Annotated in this window: 15 protein-coding genes and 1 tRNA gene; 11 read left to right on the top strand and 5 right to left on the bottom strand. The window is 39.6% G+C overall.

From position 1 onward, the window contains the following. Positions 1-32: 32 nt before the first annotated feature. Together ACNSN2_RS04945 and ACNSN2_RS04950 are read left to right on the top strand one after the other, a co-directional pair. A complete protein-coding gene (locus ACNSN2_RS04945) occupies positions 33-281 on the top strand; it encodes a hypothetical protein (RefSeq protein ID WP_008114111.1) in 249 nt (82 codons plus the stop codon). A 147-nt stretch (positions 282-428) separates the two neighbouring features. Beyond that, entirely contained in the window at positions 429-1,013 is a 585-nt protein-coding gene (locus ACNSN2_RS04950) for a methyltransferase (RefSeq protein ID WP_249930461.1), read from the top strand. Between the two features lie 17 nt (positions 1,014-1,030). On the opposite strand, the gene ACNSN2_RS04955 is transcribed toward ACNSN2_RS04950, so the two are convergent. From ACNSN2_RS04955 to ACNSN2_RS04965, 3 genes are read right to left on the bottom strand one after another with little or no spacing between them, the layout of a single operon-like run. Then, positions 1,031-2,752 (bottom strand): EAL domain-containing protein, encoded by a 1,722-nt coding sequence (locus tag ACNSN2_RS04955; RefSeq protein WP_418608678.1) that lies wholly within the window; start codon positions 2,750-2,752, stop codon positions 1,031-1,033. Positions 2,753-2,775: 23 nt separating this feature from the next. Then, positions 2,776-3,198, bottom strand: coding sequence for a response regulator (locus tag ACNSN2_RS04960; RefSeq protein WP_010392817.1), 423 nt, complete (start codon positions 3,196-3,198; stop codon positions 2,776-2,778). Continuing rightward, a complete protein-coding gene (locus ACNSN2_RS04965) occupies positions 3,195-4,676 on the bottom strand; it encodes a PAS domain S-box protein (protein ID WP_418608679.1) in 1,482 nt (493 codons plus the stop codon). The genes ACNSN2_RS04960 and ACNSN2_RS04965 overlap by 4 nt, the downstream gene beginning before the upstream one ends. Positions 4,677-5,376: 700 nt before the next feature. Here ACNSN2_RS04965 and ACNSN2_RS04970 point away from each other — a divergent pair. Then, entirely contained in the window at positions 5,377-6,144 is a 768-nt protein-coding gene (locus tag ACNSN2_RS04970; protein WP_024601158.1) for a hypothetical protein, read from the top strand. Between the two features lie 403 nt (positions 6,145-6,547). Here the strand turns inward: ACNSN2_RS04970 and ACNSN2_RS04975 are convergent. Together ACNSN2_RS04975 and ACNSN2_RS04980 are read right to left on the bottom strand one after the other, a co-directional pair. Beyond that, positions 6,548-6,624: transfer RNA gene (locus ACNSN2_RS04975), tRNA-Pro, on the bottom strand. Positions 6,625-6,740: 116 nt separating this feature from the next. Next, a complete protein-coding gene (locus tag ACNSN2_RS04980) occupies positions 6,741-7,364 on the bottom strand; it encodes an arylesterase (RefSeq protein WP_418608680.1) in 624 nt (207 codons plus the stop codon). On the opposite strand from ACNSN2_RS04980, the gene ACNSN2_RS04985 reads away from it, so the two are divergent. The 8 genes from ACNSN2_RS04985 (at position 7,365) to tolA (ending at position 15,784) form a co-directional block, all read left to right on the top strand. Next, the gene (locus ACNSN2_RS04985) at positions 7,365-8,078 is read left to right on the top strand and encodes an ABC transporter ATP-binding protein (protein WP_010392805.1); all 714 of its coding nucleotides are present in this window, start codon (positions 7,365-7,367) and stop codon (positions 8,076-8,078) included. Further along, positions 8,068-10,569 carry an ABC transporter permease gene (locus ACNSN2_RS04990; protein ID WP_418608681.1) on the top strand — a complete coding sequence of 834 codons (2,502 nt, stop codon included), beginning with the start codon at positions 8,068-8,070 and terminating at the stop codon, positions 10,567-10,569. Before ACNSN2_RS04985 ends, ACNSN2_RS04990 begins: the two co-directional genes overlap by 11 nt. Positions 10,570-10,701: 132 nt before the next feature. Next, positions 10,702-11,226, top strand: a complete 525-nt coding sequence (gene ruvC / locus ACNSN2_RS04995) for a crossover junction endodeoxyribonuclease RuvC (RefSeq protein ID WP_008114131.1) — start codon at positions 10,702-10,704, stop codon at positions 11,224-11,226. A gap of 2 nt (positions 11,227-11,228) precedes the next feature. After that, positions 11,229-11,846, top strand: a complete 618-nt coding sequence (gene ruvA, locus ACNSN2_RS05000; RefSeq protein ID WP_008114133.1) for a Holliday junction branch migration protein RuvA — start codon at positions 11,229-11,231, stop codon at positions 11,844-11,846. Between the two features lie 7 nt (positions 11,847-11,853). After that, a complete protein-coding gene (gene ruvB / locus ACNSN2_RS05005) occupies positions 11,854-12,861 on the top strand; it encodes a Holliday junction branch migration DNA helicase RuvB (protein WP_075169409.1) in 1,008 nt (335 codons plus the stop codon). Positions 12,862-13,751: 890 nt separating this feature from the next. Beyond that, entirely contained in the window at positions 13,752-14,456 is a 705-nt protein-coding gene (tolQ, locus tag ACNSN2_RS05010; protein ID WP_010392797.1) for a protein TolQ, read from the top strand. Then, on the top strand, positions 14,443-14,874 hold the full coding sequence (gene tolR, locus ACNSN2_RS05015) for a protein TolR (protein WP_010392795.1): 432 nt from the start codon (positions 14,443-14,445) through the stop codon (positions 14,872-14,874). The genes tolQ and tolR overlap by 14 nt, the downstream gene beginning before the upstream one ends. Positions 14,875-14,878: 4 nt before the next feature. Continuing rightward, positions 14,879-15,784, top strand: a complete 906-nt coding sequence (tolA, locus tag ACNSN2_RS05020) for a cell envelope integrity protein TolA (protein ID WP_010392793.1) — start codon at positions 14,879-14,881, stop codon at positions 15,782-15,784. Positions 15,785-15,790: the final 6 nt, after the last annotated feature.

The raw sequence follows: 15,790 nt of genomic DNA on the forward strand, positions 1-15,790 counted from the left end.
CTCGCTATGGCGAGCAACACAGAGTAACCATAATGGAAAACAAACTAACTGCAATCGATACACTCGCTGAACTTGAAAGTTTTTTACTGCAAGTTGAAAACGGCGGCCTAGGTTTAACCGGCGTAGCAGGCGTGGGTATGGCAACTAATAATGCTGACGGCAGCCGTTTTGTAGCCGTGTTTGATGACAAGCAACAACTTTTATTAGCACGTGAAATTACCGAAGAGATTTTCCAAAGCGGACAAGACATGGTGCGCAACGGCGTAGGGCGTAAGCACTAGTACCTTACTACTAATTTAAAAAGCGCCAAATGGCGCTTTTTTTGTGGTTTTATTTTAAACAGGTGTTAAATATAAAATAAATTTACACAAATGGCACGCTATGTAATGGTTTCACTAGTTTTATTATGTAAAAGCGAAATAGCTCAGGTGAAATCATCAATATTCAACCGTTATCAGGTGTTAGTTAGTATGGACTTTATTGCTATCGGACTTTTCTTTTTAGTTCTTCTAATCGCTTTATCTATTGTTTGGAGCACGCTAAAAACGGGAATTTCACCGATGATGAGCTCAAGCAAAGCGCGCCAAACTATGCTTAATGCAATAAGCATGGATGAAAAAGGCGCATTAATTGATTTGGGTTCAGGTTGGGGGACGCTCGTTATAGCGGTTGCCAAAAATCAGCCTAATAAACAGGTTATTGGCTATGAGTTATCGTGGTTTCCTTGGATGGTTTCAGTGCTTTTTAAATATAGTTTGGGTTTAGGTAATCTTACCCTCTATCGTAAAGACTTCAAAAATGCCGATCTTAGTTCTGCGTCTACTTTGGTATGTTACTTGTTTCCTGGTGGTATGGTAGCGCTTGAAGATAAGTTAAAGCATGAAAAAGTTAATAATAAAATCACTATTGTGAGTAATACCTTCGCTTTACCTTCATGTAAACCAACTAACGTTATCAAGCTTAAAGATTTTTACCAAACGCCAATTTATGTATATCATTGGCAATCCAAATAGAGGGATATTATTTAGGGTCAGTGTTTAGTTGATGTCATATTTTTTATCCATAAGTTCATGTTATCTGCAGACATTGGTTTGGCAATATAATAGCCTTGACCATGATAGCAACCCATATCTATAAGTACTTTTTCGAGCTCTTGCGACTCGATCCCTTCTGCTATTAGGTTATACCCAAATGCTTTACTTAGCGCCACGATACACGTAACGATAGACTTGTCTTCATGGTCTGATAGAAGTTTTTTAACAAAGCTTTGATCTATTTTTAATGTATCTAAAGGTAATTTTTTTAAGTAACTCAACGAAGCGTAACCTGTACCAAAGTCATCTAACGCAATACTTACACCTAAATTTCTACAGCCATTGAGAACGTCGACTGCTTGGTCAACGTTTCCAATTGTAGTGCTCTCTAAAATTTCCAATTCGAGGGTTTTTGGTTTTATATTATTAGTGCTGATGAGTAACTCTCTGAGGTTTTCAACAAAGCCCTCACTAAGTAAATGAGCTGGAGAGATGTTTACACTCATAGAAAGATGATTTCTTGTCCAAATTTTATGTTGTTTTAAGGCCTCAGCAAGTACCCATTCACCAATTAATATACCAATGTGTGGGTGCTCTAATGCCTCTGAAAAGTGACCAGGGTAAAGTAAACCCAAAGTAGGGTGATTCCAGCGTATTAAGGCTTCAACGCCAATCAACTGGTGATCCATTAAATTTACCTTTGGTTGATAATGTAGAATAAACTCTTTACGAGCAATGCCTTTTTCAGCAGCCAATAACAAATCATGTCTTGCATGCCTTAGGCTTTCTTCCTCTGGATCAAAAAACAGAATCCGGTTTGTTCCTGATCTTTTTGCTTGGTACATAGTTTGATCGGCTCTTCGTAAAATGTCATCACAAGTTAAGCCATCATCACTGGGAAGTGCAACGCCGATGCTGACTGAAATTTGAACGGAGCACGAAAACTCTGCTAATTTTATCGGATCGTTTACCTCAATCAGCACGTCTTGTAACAGAATCTCATATTCTTGTATTGTGTGCGCAGCCCCTCTTAATAAAAGGATAAACTCATCTCCACCAATACGCGCTAGTGTATCTTCCTTGCGTAATGTGTTTTGTAGCCTTTGGGCAATGGTTTTCAACACGAAATCACCGGTTTCATGACCATATTTGTCATTAATGGGTTTAAAGTTATCTAAATCTAAATAGGCAACGGCGAGCTTTTGCTGAGATGTAATGGCCTGTTGAAGTTGATCAATTAAAATTGGGCGGCTTGCTAAGCCTGTTAGGCTATCGTAATGTGCCATGTTATGAAGTTTTTTTTCTAAGCTTGCGCGTTGAATGGAACTAGATATAGAGTGTATCAACTGATCGCTTTTTAATTGGTTTTTAAGTAAATAATCGCTTGCCCCTAGGCGCATAGCTTCTGCTGCTATTTTTTCATCCCCTAAGCCCGTGATCATAATCACAGCACAGTGGTTATTTACAGACTTTCTAATATTATCCAGCAGAGTAAGCCCCGATCCGATACCTAATCGGTAATCAACTATGACGCAATCAAATTCCCTATGCTCAAGGTAAGACATAGAGCTTTCAATAGAAGATGCTTCTGAAATTTTAGCCTGTATATTAGAGCGAGATATCATACGGCGTATTTGTTCTCTATCAACCGCATCGTCATCAACAATGAGTAGTTTAATACTGTCGCAGGTTTCAAAATTATCTATTGAAGTTATCATATCCATATCTCTTGCAAAATGGCTTATTCAAGCTCAACGGCATGTATATAAGCATCCATAAGTGTCGCTAATTTGGCAAACTGCGGGCCAATTGCATGTTTAACCATGTAACCTGCTACGTTATTATGGTACGCGCGAGTACGATCGTTATCCTCATTGGAGGTCGTGAGTATAAATACAACGGTATCGTTTAATTTTTCATCTTTACGAATATGCTCTAAAAATTCAAAGCCATTCATCACTGGCATATTCAGGTCTAGCAATACTAAGTAGGGCTCTGATATTTCTTTTTGTTGCGCTTTTTCTCGTAACGCATCTAGTGCCAGCTTTCCGTTTTGTTTCCAAATTATTTTAATTTTAGGATCCACTTTTTTTAGGCTTCTTGTAACGGCTTCCGCGGCAACATCGTCGTCCTCAACAAGCAGTATAGATAGATTTTTGATCATAAATTTTCTTTCCTTGCAAAGCGAGGCCACCAAACATGAAATGTAGACCCTTTTTGCGGTTCATTTGAGCTAACGGAAATGCGCCCACCATGAGCTTGTGCCAGACGCCGACTAATAGACAGCCCTATACCTGAACCCGACTTATCATCAGAGGTTGTTTGAAATAAGCTAAAAATACGCTCGTAAGCCTCTGCTGGTATACCGGGGCCATCATCAGTCACAGTGATATGGCAAAGCGTATTTTCTGCTACACAACGAATCTCTATAGTTCCCTCTTTACTGTCGTGGTGTTTAATGGCGTTACTTAATAAATTGCGGACAACGGTTTCAAGTGGCGTCCATGCAGTGACGATAGTATCTAGTTGAATGTCTTTATGAAGCTTCATTCCAGCCGGTAAATCTAACAGTTCGGTAACGTTAGAAATTAATTTATGCATATCGATTACTTGAGTATCTTGGGTAGCTTTCCCCGCCCTTGCATAGGCCAATAAATTATCGATTAACGTCTCCATTTTATGAATACGATCATCAATACGTGTTAAGTTGTATTCTACTTCAGGCGTGGTAGTGCCTAAATCTTCTTTAATCCATTCAATTAAGTTTGAAATGCCCCGCAATGGAGAGCGTAAATCATGAGAGGCTACATAGGTAAACTCTTTCAGGCTTGTGTTATTTTCTTTTAGCTCAGTTTCCATTCGTTTTCGTTCTGTTATATCTAACAACGAAACAAATACCATGTCTTCATCATTGGTATTTATAAAAGGGCTCAAGCCCACTTCAACCGGGAATTCTTTACCGTCTTTGTGTAACGCGGTTAAATCTCTGCCTACTCCCATACTTCTTACACTGGGTTCACGGTGAAATGAATGACGAAGTGCTGAGTGATGTCCTTGGTAGCGCTGGGGCAATAGCATTTCCATTTTTTTATCGAGTAGTTCTATTTCACTGTAGCCAAAAGATTTGCATAACGATTGATTTACCGCTTGTATAATGCCTGCTTGGTCAACTATTAACACACCATGTGGCGCAGCTTGAATAGAGCGTTGAAACATATTATTTGCGCGCAGCCTTTGCGATATATCAACCAATGTAGCTAAAACTAATTCTTGTTGTCCGTGTATTGGGTTTAAACCTATTTCAATTGGGATTTGCTTACCACTTTTTTGACTCGCAAATAACTCACGGCCTTCACCCATTAAGCGTTTTCGAGGGTTAGCAAAAAACTGACTCATCAAGTGGGTATGATTGGCTTTAAATTGAGCTGGAAGTAAACTATCTATGTTCATCCCTATGAGTTCTGAATCCTCATAGCCTAGTATTTCAGACAGTTGACTATTGGCAAAAAGGATCTGAGCATCAGTATTAACTATCATTGCCCCCATAGGTAAACAATTAACTAGCTGAGTTAAAAACGTCTCATCCATATTTATATTTGAACTTAGTGAGTTAGATTTTTTATTTACTTTTTTAAGGTCCATCAAGCATCCGGCAAGTAAATTTAGTTCCCATAATATAGTAATAGTCGAACAAGTAATGAACAGCAAATCTAGCGAAAGATCATGTTATTTAAATGCTCATTTTAATAGTTTTTTCTTATATTTTAGCGAGTCATCATGGTTGAAAAAGGTGCATTGATTTATTTAGGTTTGGGGAATGTTGGTTGTAATGCTTATTAAATATAGCTTGGGTTTAAATAACCTACACTTTATTGTAACAACTTTAAAAGTGCTGATTTTAGTACAGCGTCTTCTCTGGTATGTTATCTGCTGGTATGGCAGCGCTTGAAGAAAAGTTAAAACAACACGTGCTTAAAAACAGCACCATTGTGAGTAACACCTTCGCTTTGCCATGATATAAACCAACTAAAGTGATCAAGTTTAAAGATTTTTACCAAACGCCTATTTATGTGTATCACTGGCAACCAAAGTAAACTGTGGCATTGTGAGGTATTGATAACGATGGTAATAGCTTTGTCGCCGTATCGTATTACAAACAACTTTTTAGTCCATGAAATTATCCAAGGATTTTTTAAGTGCTATTTTGTTAAAGTTTGGAAGATAGTTAAGAGCGATGACTGATCAGTTATGGATTGTTATGTCTAATGTCAAGATCAGAACCCTTTTTCTTTTCTTACAGGGTCTATTTTCAATCATTCCAAGGGACTTCCGGGGAGATTAAGTGAGTAAAATTTTATTTTTTATATTGTTATTGGTTTGCTATCAAGCAAAAGGTAATTGTAGTGAGAATGTTACTTTAGATTTGATAAAAGATGATATTGACGCTCAGCAAGAGCTCGAATGGAAAGATGTTTCTAATGTACTAGAGCAAGGAATATTGCAGAATGACAGCACTGCCTATTTTCTATCTGGTTACGTTTTATATTTGGGAGCATATAAGCAAAATCCAGATTATAAAAAAGCTAAAAAAATGCTTTCAATTTCATCGTATTTAGGAAATATTAGAGCAAAGCATATCCTGGGTAGTTTTTTAATTACAAGTGAAAAAGCAGAAGACATATATGAAGGAACCAAGCTATTAGAGTCATCTTTTGAAAAAGGTATTTTAGATTCTAGTGTAAATTTATATTATGCATATCAACTTGGAAAATATGGTGATATTGCTTTTTTAAAAAACTCCTTACGTAAAGCTTCTGATGTGGGTGATGATGAGGCCGCTATATTATTAGGTCAATTGACTTTAGATGAAGCAATAAGAAAGAATGACTCAGAGTCGTTAGCTAAAATGGTTTCTTATCTATCGAACAGGGCTGAAAAGCGAGGTTTTTCAAATGATATGTATAAGAACTTATATTATCTTTTTTTCGGAATATATGGCCTGCGTGATTCCCCATTAAAAAATAGTATTTATGGGGATTACTATTTAAAAAAAGCGGCTGAAAATGGGCATGAACATGCAATAAAAATACTTAATCAAGGAAAGTCGTGAAGAAAAAGGTCAGCCATTAAAAAGTTCTTGCAAAAAAAGCAGGTGTATTTTTTAAATTATTTATTTAAGAATCAAGAGTTTTTATTTTTAAACTCAATTTAAATAGAGTAAAAGAGTTAAACCTAAACTCCAGATATATAATATCGAGTGGCTACTCACAGCTGCAATATCAATGACCTCAAACCAATACATCAATAATTAAAGCAGTTACGTGCTTCTTTATTATTTGAAAAGTATTTAACTGTGGGGTCACATAATCTCAATACCTCTGAAATCAAAAAGCAGGAAAACATTCAATAAATTGGTTGGTGCGACAAATATGCGATATTTTTATTATTAAATTAGCTAGTACGAAAGGAAAATGGTTTTTATTGAATAAAACTAAGTTTTGAAGGGATTTAAATGGTCGGTATGGAGAGATTCGAACTCTCGACCCCTGCCACCCCATGACAGTGCGCTACCAAGCTGCGCCACATACCGACTTCGATAGCAATAGTACGTGTATTTATAAAAAAATCAATAAGCTTTTGTTTGTTTGGATGTTTATTGCGCAAGCGCTTAGTTTTAAGCACTTGCGTGGAGTGTTTTACACGGCCTTAGTCTTTATTTAACCACTGGTTGATCGTGTTATACATTTCATCTCGTAGTATTGGTTGAGCAGTTTTGTTAGGGTGTAAGTTATCGTTTTGCATTAGCTCGTTTTTTCCTGCTACTTTAAGCACAAAAAACGGCATTAAATGCGAGTTGGTAGCTTCACTAACACTGGCAAAACTATCGGTAAACATTTTACTGTAACGTGGGCCATAGTTAGGTGGAATATATATTTCCATAAGTGCGGTTTGTGCATCTGCAGCTTGGCTTTTTTCAATTAAAGCGGTTAAGTTAGTTTGCATTTTAGTGATTGGAAAACCGCGCAGGCCGTCATTAGCACCGAGCTCAATAAGTACGTGAGTTGGTTGATATTGCTCAAGTAGCGCGTCTAATCGGCGCAATGCACCGCCGGTGGTTTCGCCGCTAATACTGGCATTTACTAAGTTGATAGGGCGTTGCTCGGCATCGTATTTATCTTGTAACAATTGCACCCAGCCTTGTTCTTGTTTTAAGCCATAGGCTGCGCTTAAACTGTCACCAAGTATTAAAATCGTGTTGTTAGCTGCCGCGTGTAGTGGGTTAATAACTAAAAATAAAATGAATACACAACGTAGGATTGAATGAGTCATATGTCAGCGCTTTCTCAATTAAATATAATTCAAGTAAATGGTTTGTCTAAAGTGGTTTCCACCTTTGAAGGTGAGTTGTCCATCCTCAGCGACATCAGCTTTAATGTCAAGCATGGCGAGTCTGTTGCCGTAGTGGGCACTTCGGGCTCTGGTAAATCTACATTATTGAGCTTGCTAGCAGGGCTTGATACCGCCAGCAGTGGCGAGGTAATGTTAGATGGTGAGCCTTTGCACAAGTTAGATGAAGAAGCGCGTGCAGCACTGAGAGCCGCTAAAGTCGGTTTTGTATTTCAGTCTTTTATGTTGGTGCAAAGTTTAACCGCACTTGAGAATGTGATGCTGCCTGCTGAGCTTGCTGGCGAACACGACGCTAAAGAGCAGGCGCTCGCGTTACTTGAAAAAGTTGGCTTGAGCCATCGCATTGATCATTACCCGTCGCAGTTATCTGGTGGTGAGCAACAACGAGTTGCGATTGCTCGTGCATTTGTGGGTTCGCCTAAAATACTGTTTGCCGACGAGCCATCAGCTAACCTAGATAGCAAAAATGGCCATATGATTGAGTCTTTATTATTTGATTTAAATAAGCAAAATGGCACAACGCTTATTTTAGTTACCCATGATGAAGCACTGGCGCAAAAGTGTGAACGTATTATTCAGATTGAAGCCGGTGAGCTGGTTCACAATTCAACTGAGGAAATGGCAAATGTGGGCTAAATTAGCACTTAAACTATTTTCTCGAGAGTTTCGCCGTGGTGAACTAACCGTGATAAGTGCTGCCATCGCTTTAGCGGTGCTAACGGTGCTTACTTTATCTATGGTGACTGAGCGAATCGCACAAAGTATTGCACAAAAAAGCAGTGCCTTTATTGCCGCTGATAGGGTATTGGCCAGCAACCATGCCATAGATACCGCTTATATTACTCAAGCTAAACAGCAAAACCTTGAAACAGCGCAAATGGTGTATTTTGACACTATGCTGTTTGCAAACGATGAAATGCAATTTAGCTCAGTAAAAGCTGCGTCAAACAGTTACCCGCTTAAAGGCCAGTTAAAGGTTAAGTCGGGCTTAAACGCCGAAACAGAAGTTGCCCCGGGTGCACCAACCCCCGGTAACGTGTGGTTAAGTGAATCGGTTTTTTATAGTTTAAATATAAACGTAGGCGACCAAGTTGAGCTAGGTGCCGCGTTATTCAATGTGGAAAAGGTGATTGTTGAAGAACCCGATGCGCCGTTTAATGTGTTCTCTAGCAGCCGCAGGGTACTTATTAATATTGACGACGTACCAAAAACTGAAGTAATACAGCCCGGTAGCCGTGTATTTTACCGCCAGTTGTATGCAGGTGATGAAAGCGACATAAATAGTTTTTACGATTGGCTAAAACCGCAACTTAAAGAAAACCAAAATTGGTATGGTGTTAAAGACCGTCAATCGCCTATTTCAAATAGCTTAAATAGAGCTGAAAGCTTTTTGTTATTAGCCGGTTTGCTAGGGATTATTTTAGCCGCGGTTGCTATTGCTGTATCGGCTAAGCGCTATTGTGAGCGTCAATACGACCCAGTCGCAATGATGAAAACCTTAGGTGGCAGCCGCGATATGATCCGTAAAATTTACCTTATGCACTTATTAATGGTATGTACTATGGCGGTGGTTGTTGGCCTAGCTATTGGCTATGGCTTGCAAGAGGTGGCTACCGGTTATTTAGCTAAAAGTATGGGCACTGAACTGCCCATGGCTGGTTTTAAACCTTGGCTGGTGGCGATTAGCACAGGGGTTATTTGTGCGGTTATGTTCTCTATTAAGCCACTGTTAGATTTATTTGATATTCCACCGCTTAGAGTACTTCGCCGTAACTTAGGTGATCGCCTTGCGGTAAGTAAAATTCATTTAGGGCTAAGTGCACTCACCGTGTTTTTATTAATGTGGTTATTTAGTAATAACATAAAAATTACGCTTATTTTGTTTGTCTCAACGCTTGCGCTTATTTTGGTGTTATTTTTAATCTCTAAGTTAATATTTGGCGGTGGCCGCAAGCTTGGCTTAAAGCCGGGTAACAGCTGGTCTTTGGCTATTGCGTCTATTCAAAAGCGCGCCAATGTTAATGCAGTACAGTTAATTAGCTTTTCGTTAGCGATTAAATTACTGTTATTTTTAATTGTGCTTAAAAACGATATTATTTCTGATTGGCAGTCACAATTACCAAGTGATGCACCTAATGCTTTTTTAGTGAATATTACGCAAAATGAACTGGACCCAGTTAATGAATATTTAGCACAAAAAGGCATTCAGGTGTCGGAGTTTTACCCGACTATTCGTGGTCGCGTAAATGCCGTCAACGGTGAAGCGGTTGCGCGTGAAGTGTCACTGCAAGATAACGAGAAAAAAGACGAAGAAGCCCGCTCAGGCATTGGCCGCGAGCTCAATTTAACCTGGCTTGACGAAGTCCCTTCGCAAAATGACATTATCGATGGCAAGTGGTTTGGCGATGACGCCGTTGCCGAGGTCTCACTGGAAGAGTCAATGATGCAGCGCCTCGATGTTAAATTAGGCGATACTCTTACATTTTTAATCGGTGCGCAGTCGTTTGATGCTAAAATAACCAGTGTGCGAAAAGTAAATTGGGCCACACTCAAGCCTAACTTTTTTATTATTTTAAGCCCAGATGTACTTAGCGACTTTCCGGCAACCTATATTTCATCGGTACGCATTGAACCTGAGCAAAAGCGCGACTTTAGCCAGTTATTACGTACATACCCCACCATTACGGCAATTGATGTAGATAATTTTGTTAAGCAAATACAATCTACTATTGAGCAAGTGTCGTTAGCCATTGGTTTTGTATTGGCTATTGTGGTGTTATGTGGTGCGTTGGTACTAATATCGCAGGTGCAAGCAAGCTTAGGTGAGCGCATGCAAGAAATCGTAATATTGCGTACATTAGGCGCTAAAAGTCGATTAATAAAAAATGCTACTTTATATGAGTTTTTATTGCTTGGCGGTTTAGCCGGACTGGTCGCTGCATTTTTCAGTGATATTGCACTGTTAATAGTGCAGCAGCAAATGTTTGATTTGGCGGGTAAGCTGCATCCAAATATTTGGATTATTGGCCCCGTTGCTGGTGGCGTGTTTGTAGCAGGTTTAGGTTATTTTATGATTGCCCGTACGCTCAAACAAAACACCCAAGGCTTAGTGCGCGCATTGGCGTAAACTTTTTGGCCAAATAGAGTTTAAATGCCTACTTTTTAAGTAGGCATTTTTGTTTTGGCTTGGTACTGGTAATTTATACAGTGCTCTGGCATTATTAGCATTATTAATAAATAACAATAATGAGAGTGCTGTTTGGCCATTATTTTAGGGATCGATCCGGGCTCGCGTTTAACGGGTTACGGTGTGGTTGCGCACCAAGGTGCTAAGTTTACATACTTAGGCAGTGGCTGTATTAAATTAGCCGATCATGACTTTCCCACCCGACTTAAAATGATATACCAAGGTATTACGCAGCTTATAGAGCAGTTTTCGCCTGAAACCTTTGCCATAGAAAAAGTATTTATGGCACATAACCCCGATTCTGCTTTAAAGCTTGGGCAAGCCCGTGGTGCTGCCATTGTGGGGGCCTCTATGGCCGACTTACCGGTGTTTGAATACTCTGCACGGCAAATAAAGCAAGCCGTGGTGGGTAACGGTGGAGCAGATAAATCGCAAGTGCAACATATGGTTAAAAATATACTTAAATTGCCAGGTACGCCGCAAGCCGATGCAGCAGATGCACTCGCGATTGCAATTTGCCATGCTCACTCTGAACAAAATTTAATAAAACTAGCGGGTAGCGCAAGCAAAACCGTTAGAGGACGTCTAAGGAAATAACAATGATAGGTCGCTTAAACGGCGTGTTAGTTGAAAAACAGCCCCCAGAAATATTATTAGAAGTGAGTGGCGTTGGCTACGAAGTACAAATGCCAATGACCTGTTTTTATGATTTACCCAAAGTGGGCGACAACGCCATTGTGTACACTCACTTTGTAGTACGCGAAGACGCACAGTTATTGTTTGGCTTTAATAATAAAACCGAACGAGCCTTATTTCGAGAGCTGTTAAAAGCCAATGGCGTAGGGCCTAAATTGGGTTTAGCTATTTTGTCGGGTATGTCGGCGCAGCAGTTTGTAAGTTGCGTAAATAATGAAGACGCTACGGCCTTGGTTAAACTGCCAGGGGTAGGTAAAAAAACCGCCGAGCGATTAGTGCTCGAAATGAAAGACCGATTAAAAAATTGGGGCAACGACTTATTTACCCCATTTAGCGACAGCGCCGTAATAGAGCCTGCGAGCGATGCAACTATAGCTAATAATGCGGCCGATGATGCGGTTTCGGCGTTAGTGGCGCTCGGTTATAAATTGCCACAAGCGCAAAAAGCAGTAAAATCAGTAAGCAAACCCGATATGTCGACTGAGGTTCTAATTAAAGAATCTTTGAAATCAATGCTGTGAGTAAATTATGATCGAAGCTGATCGCTTAATAGATGCTGCTGAAAAAACCAATGAAGACACCATAGATCGTGCTATTAGGCCTAAGTTACTGGCCGATTATCGTGGTCAGCCGCATGTTAAGCAACAAATGGAAATATTTATTGAAGCTGCGCGTAGCCGCAGTGAAGCGTTGGATCATTTATTAATATTTGGCCCGCCAGGCTTAGGTAAAACCACGCTTGCTAATATTGTAGCCAACGAATTAAATGTAAACATTAAAACCACCTCTGGCCCTGTGCTTGAAAAAGCCGGCGATTTAGCTGCATTGCTTACTAACCTTGAAGAAGGTGATGTACTGTTTATTGATGAAATTCACCGCTTAAGCCCACAAGTAGAAGAAATACTTTACCCTGCAATGGAAGATTACCAGCTCGATATAATGATAGGTGAGGGGCCTGCAGCACGCTCTATTAAGCTTGATTTACCTGCATTTACCTTAATTGGCGCAACCACGCGTGCGGGCTCATTAACCTCACCACTGCGTGACCGCTTTGGTATTGTACAGCGTTTAGAGTTTTATTCTGTTGAGGATTTGTCGCACATAGTGGGGCGCTCAGCGCATTACCTTGATTTAGAAATGTGTGACGATGGCGCAGCTGAAATTGCCAAGCGCTCTCGTGGCACACCACGTATTGCAAACCGTTTATTGCGCCGTGTGCGCGATTACACCCAAGTTAAATCAGATGGTACAGTTAATGCCGAGGTAGCTCAGCAAGCCCTCGATATGATTGATGTTGATAAAAGCGGCTTTGATTACATGGACCGCAAATATTTACTCGCCATTATTGAAAAATTTATGGGTGGCCCGGTTGGCCTTGACAACCTAGCCGCTGCCATAGGCGAAGAAAAAGAAACCATAGAAGATGTGATTGAACCGTTTTTAATTCAACAAGGGTTTATTCAGCGCACGCCTCGCGGACGAATAGTGTCGGATAATGCGTATCATCATTTTGGTTTACTTCCCAAGCAAGACTAATTAGCAGCTTGAGATAGATTTATTATCCAGAGTTTAGGTTAAATACTAAAGCCATTGTCTTTTTAACGACAGTGGCTTTTTTTATGCGCAAACATTACGTATTTTACTTTGCCAATAATTCACTGAGCGTTAAGACATATCAGGCTATTGTTCGACTGCTTATTTAGCCCGAGTTGAGATGGTTTGATAAATTGTAGGCAAAAAAAAGCCCGCAAAAAATGCGGGCAAACAACAAGTTTAAGGAAGTAATCTAGGGAACTACGTTTTACTTATTGAGGTCATACCCCAAGAAGTAAAAAAGTAATACGAAATAAATCATATTACGAGGAACTGGATTCAATGAAATAGCTTTCATTTAATGCGCTAGCTCGGTATGGGAGAATAATACCGAAGCGACACAATTTGTTCAAACTAGAAAATTTATATTTTCAGATTAAAAAAACTAATAGCAGCGGTTTTTTGTTTTTGCTTATTGTTGCATGTTAATTAATCATTAATTCTATAAGTTAATGAAATGCTTTGTTTATGTATATTAACATATTAACGTTCGGTATTAGTTTTACTATTACGTTAAGGTAAGCATGTGCTGGTTATGAGTGCTTATGCATTAATTTTGAATAAACAGCGCATTTCTGTCACTCTTTAGTGAAACTAAGCGTGCTTCCATAAAGCTTTGTTGTTATTTATTTATACAGTAGAACAAGAGTTAAGTAGTAAATATTGAGTAAAGCTGTTTTTTTAACGTTTTTTGTTGTCTATTCACAGCAATATCGTTGTCAGCAGTAAATACACTAGATACACTAGCAAAACTTTAATGGTGGCTAATGTATTGCTAAGTTACCTTACTCAAATAAATCAATTTGATGTTTTTAATTATTTAGGAGTTTAACGTGGGATCAGGGCTTAATTTTTTAGATCTAATTCTAGAAGCCAGTTTGCTTGTGCAATTAGTAATGCTAGCGTTGGTTGCTATGTCGGTTATGTCATGGGCTATTATTTTTCAACGTAAAAAAGCCATCTCTGACGCCTTAGCAAATGCCAAAAAATTTGAGCAACGTTTTTGGTCTGGTGTTGACCTAAGTAAACTATATAACGAAATTTCATCACGCGGTGGCCAGTCTGCTGGTATTGAGGCTTTATTTACCTCAGGCTTTAAAGAGTTTGCACGTCATAAAAAAAATACCTTTCAAAGTGCGGGCATTGTAATGGAAGGCACACACCGTTCAATGCGGGTTGCGCTTTCTCGCGAAATTGAAAAACTAGAATCAAGCTTATCGTTTTTAGCAACAGTTGGTTCAATTAGCCCTTACATCGGCTTATTTGGTACTGTTTGGGGTATTATGAATGCCTTTATTGCTCTAGGTGAAGTAAAACAAGCAACCTTACAAATGGTTGCTCCTGGTATAGCAGAAGCGTTAATTGCTACAGCAATGGGTTTATTTGCTGCAATTCCTGCTGTTATTGCTTATAACCGATTTGCTAATAAAGTTGAAAAGTTAGAATCTCACTACATTAACTTTATGGAAGAATTTGCCAATATCTTACACCGTCAAGCAGCTACCCAAATAGAGGCTCAAGCGAATGTATCATCGTAAAAAGCGTCGCCCAGTCGCAGAAATTAATGTAGTACCATACATTGATGTAATGTTGGTGCTGCTTATTATATTTATGGCCACCGCGCCGTTAATTACTCATGGTGTAAAAGTAGACCTACCAAAAATGGAAGAGTCGGACTTAGTTGATACGAAAGATACGCCACCCATTATTGCTTCTATTGATGCCGATGGTAAGTATTATGTGAGTGTAGGTACCGATCCTGAGGAGCCAATGGAAGCATTAGATGTAGCTGCAGTAATTAAGCTGCAACTAATGAAAAACCCAGATGTGCCTGTAATGATCAAAGGCTCGGGTAAAGTGTCGTATCAGGAAGTGTTACTGTTAATGGACTTTTTAAAAAATGCAGGTGTACCGTCGGTAGGGTTAATGACCGAATCCTTTGAGGGGACCAAGTAGCTGTATGAGTAGTTCACTAATTAAATCAGTATTACTGCATTTAGCGTTAGGTGGGTTTTTGTATGCGTCAGCAAACATTCATCCTCCTAAACCTAAAGTAATGGAAGTAACGCTTAATGCGGCTATTCCTGAGCCAGAGAAAGCGGTTTCGGCGGTTACGATTGATCAAAAGCAAGTTGAGCAAAAAATAGCTGAGCTTAAAAAGAAAGAAGATGATAAAAAGCGTGCTGAAGATAAACGTATTCGCGATTTAGAACGCAGAGCAACCGATGCACGCAAACAGCGTGAAGCTGAAGCAAGACGCATTAAAAAGCTTGAACAGCAACGCAGAGCAAAAGAGAAAGAAACTGCACAAGCGCAAGCACAAGCTAAAAAAGCCCGTGAAATAGAACAGCGCGAGCGAGCAAAAGCGAAGCAAGCCGAAAAGCAAAAGCAAGAGGCTGAAAACGCAGCAAAAGCGGCTGCAGACAAACGTAAAGCGGAAGAAGCGGCACTTAAAAAAGCCGAACAAGAGCGTAAAAAGCGCGCTGAAGAAGCTGAGCGTAAACGCCAACAAGCACTTCAAGAGCAAATGCTGCAAGAGCAGCTTGCCAAAGAGCAGGCGGCACGTAATAAAATACGTCAACAGCAAGTAGTGAGTGAAGTTGATAAATTCCGCGCATTAATTATGGCGCGTATTCAACAAAACTTATTAATTGATGAAAAAATGAAAAACCAGCAATGCCGCATTAATATCCGTCTTGGGTTTAATGGGCTGGTAACACAAGTTAAATCGTTAGGCGGTGATAAGTTAGTGTGTGAGGCTGCATTAAGAGCTGTTCGCATGGCCGACACATTACCGGTATCTAAAGATAAAGACGTATTCGAGCAACTAAAGAATATTAATATAACCATCGCGCCAGAGTTTTAAGGGATG

It is taken from the genome of Pseudoalteromonas sp. US3C1013, from assembly GCF_048401115.1.
GTDB lineage: Bacteria > Pseudomonadota > Gammaproteobacteria > Enterobacterales > Alteromonadaceae > Pseudoalteromonas > Pseudoalteromonas undina.

Coding starts and splice junctions, on each gene's coding strand:
- ACNSN2_RS04945 (WP_008114111.1), top strand. CDS start 33: ATGGAAAACAAACTAACTGCAATCGATACACTCGCTGAACTTGAAAGT.
- ACNSN2_RS04955 (WP_418608678.1), bottom strand. CDS start 2,752: ATGATAACTTCAATAGATAATTTTGAAACCTGCGACAGTATTAAACTA.
- ACNSN2_RS04960 (WP_010392817.1), bottom strand. CDS start 3,198: ATGATCAAAAATCTATCTATACTGCTTGTTGAGGACGACGATGTTGCC.
- ACNSN2_RS04965 (WP_418608679.1), bottom strand. CDS start 4,676: ATGGACCTTAAAAAAGTAAATAAAAAATCTAACTCACTAAGTTCAAAT.
- ACNSN2_RS04980 (WP_418608680.1), bottom strand. CDS start 7,364: ATGACTCATTCAATCCTACGTTGTGTATTCATTTTATTTTTAGTTATT.
- ACNSN2_RS04985 (WP_010392805.1), top strand. CDS start 7,365: ATGTCAGCGCTTTCTCAATTAAATATAATTCAAGTAAATGGTTTGTCT.
- ACNSN2_RS04990 (WP_418608681.1), top strand. CDS start 8,068: ATGTGGGCTAAATTAGCACTTAAACTATTTTCTCGAGAGTTTCGCCGT.
- ruvA (WP_008114133.1), top strand. CDS start 11,229: ATGATAGGTCGCTTAAACGGCGTGTTAGTTGAAAAACAGCCCCCAGAA.
- ruvB (WP_075169409.1), top strand. CDS start 11,854: ATGATCGAAGCTGATCGCTTAATAGATGCTGCTGAAAAAACCAATGAA.
- tolR (WP_010392795.1), top strand. CDS start 14,443: ATGTATCATCGTAAAAAGCGTCGCCCAGTCGCAGAAATTAATGTAGTA.
- tolA (WP_010392793.1), top strand. CDS start 14,879: ATGAGTAGTTCACTAATTAAATCAGTATTACTGCATTTAGCGTTAGGT.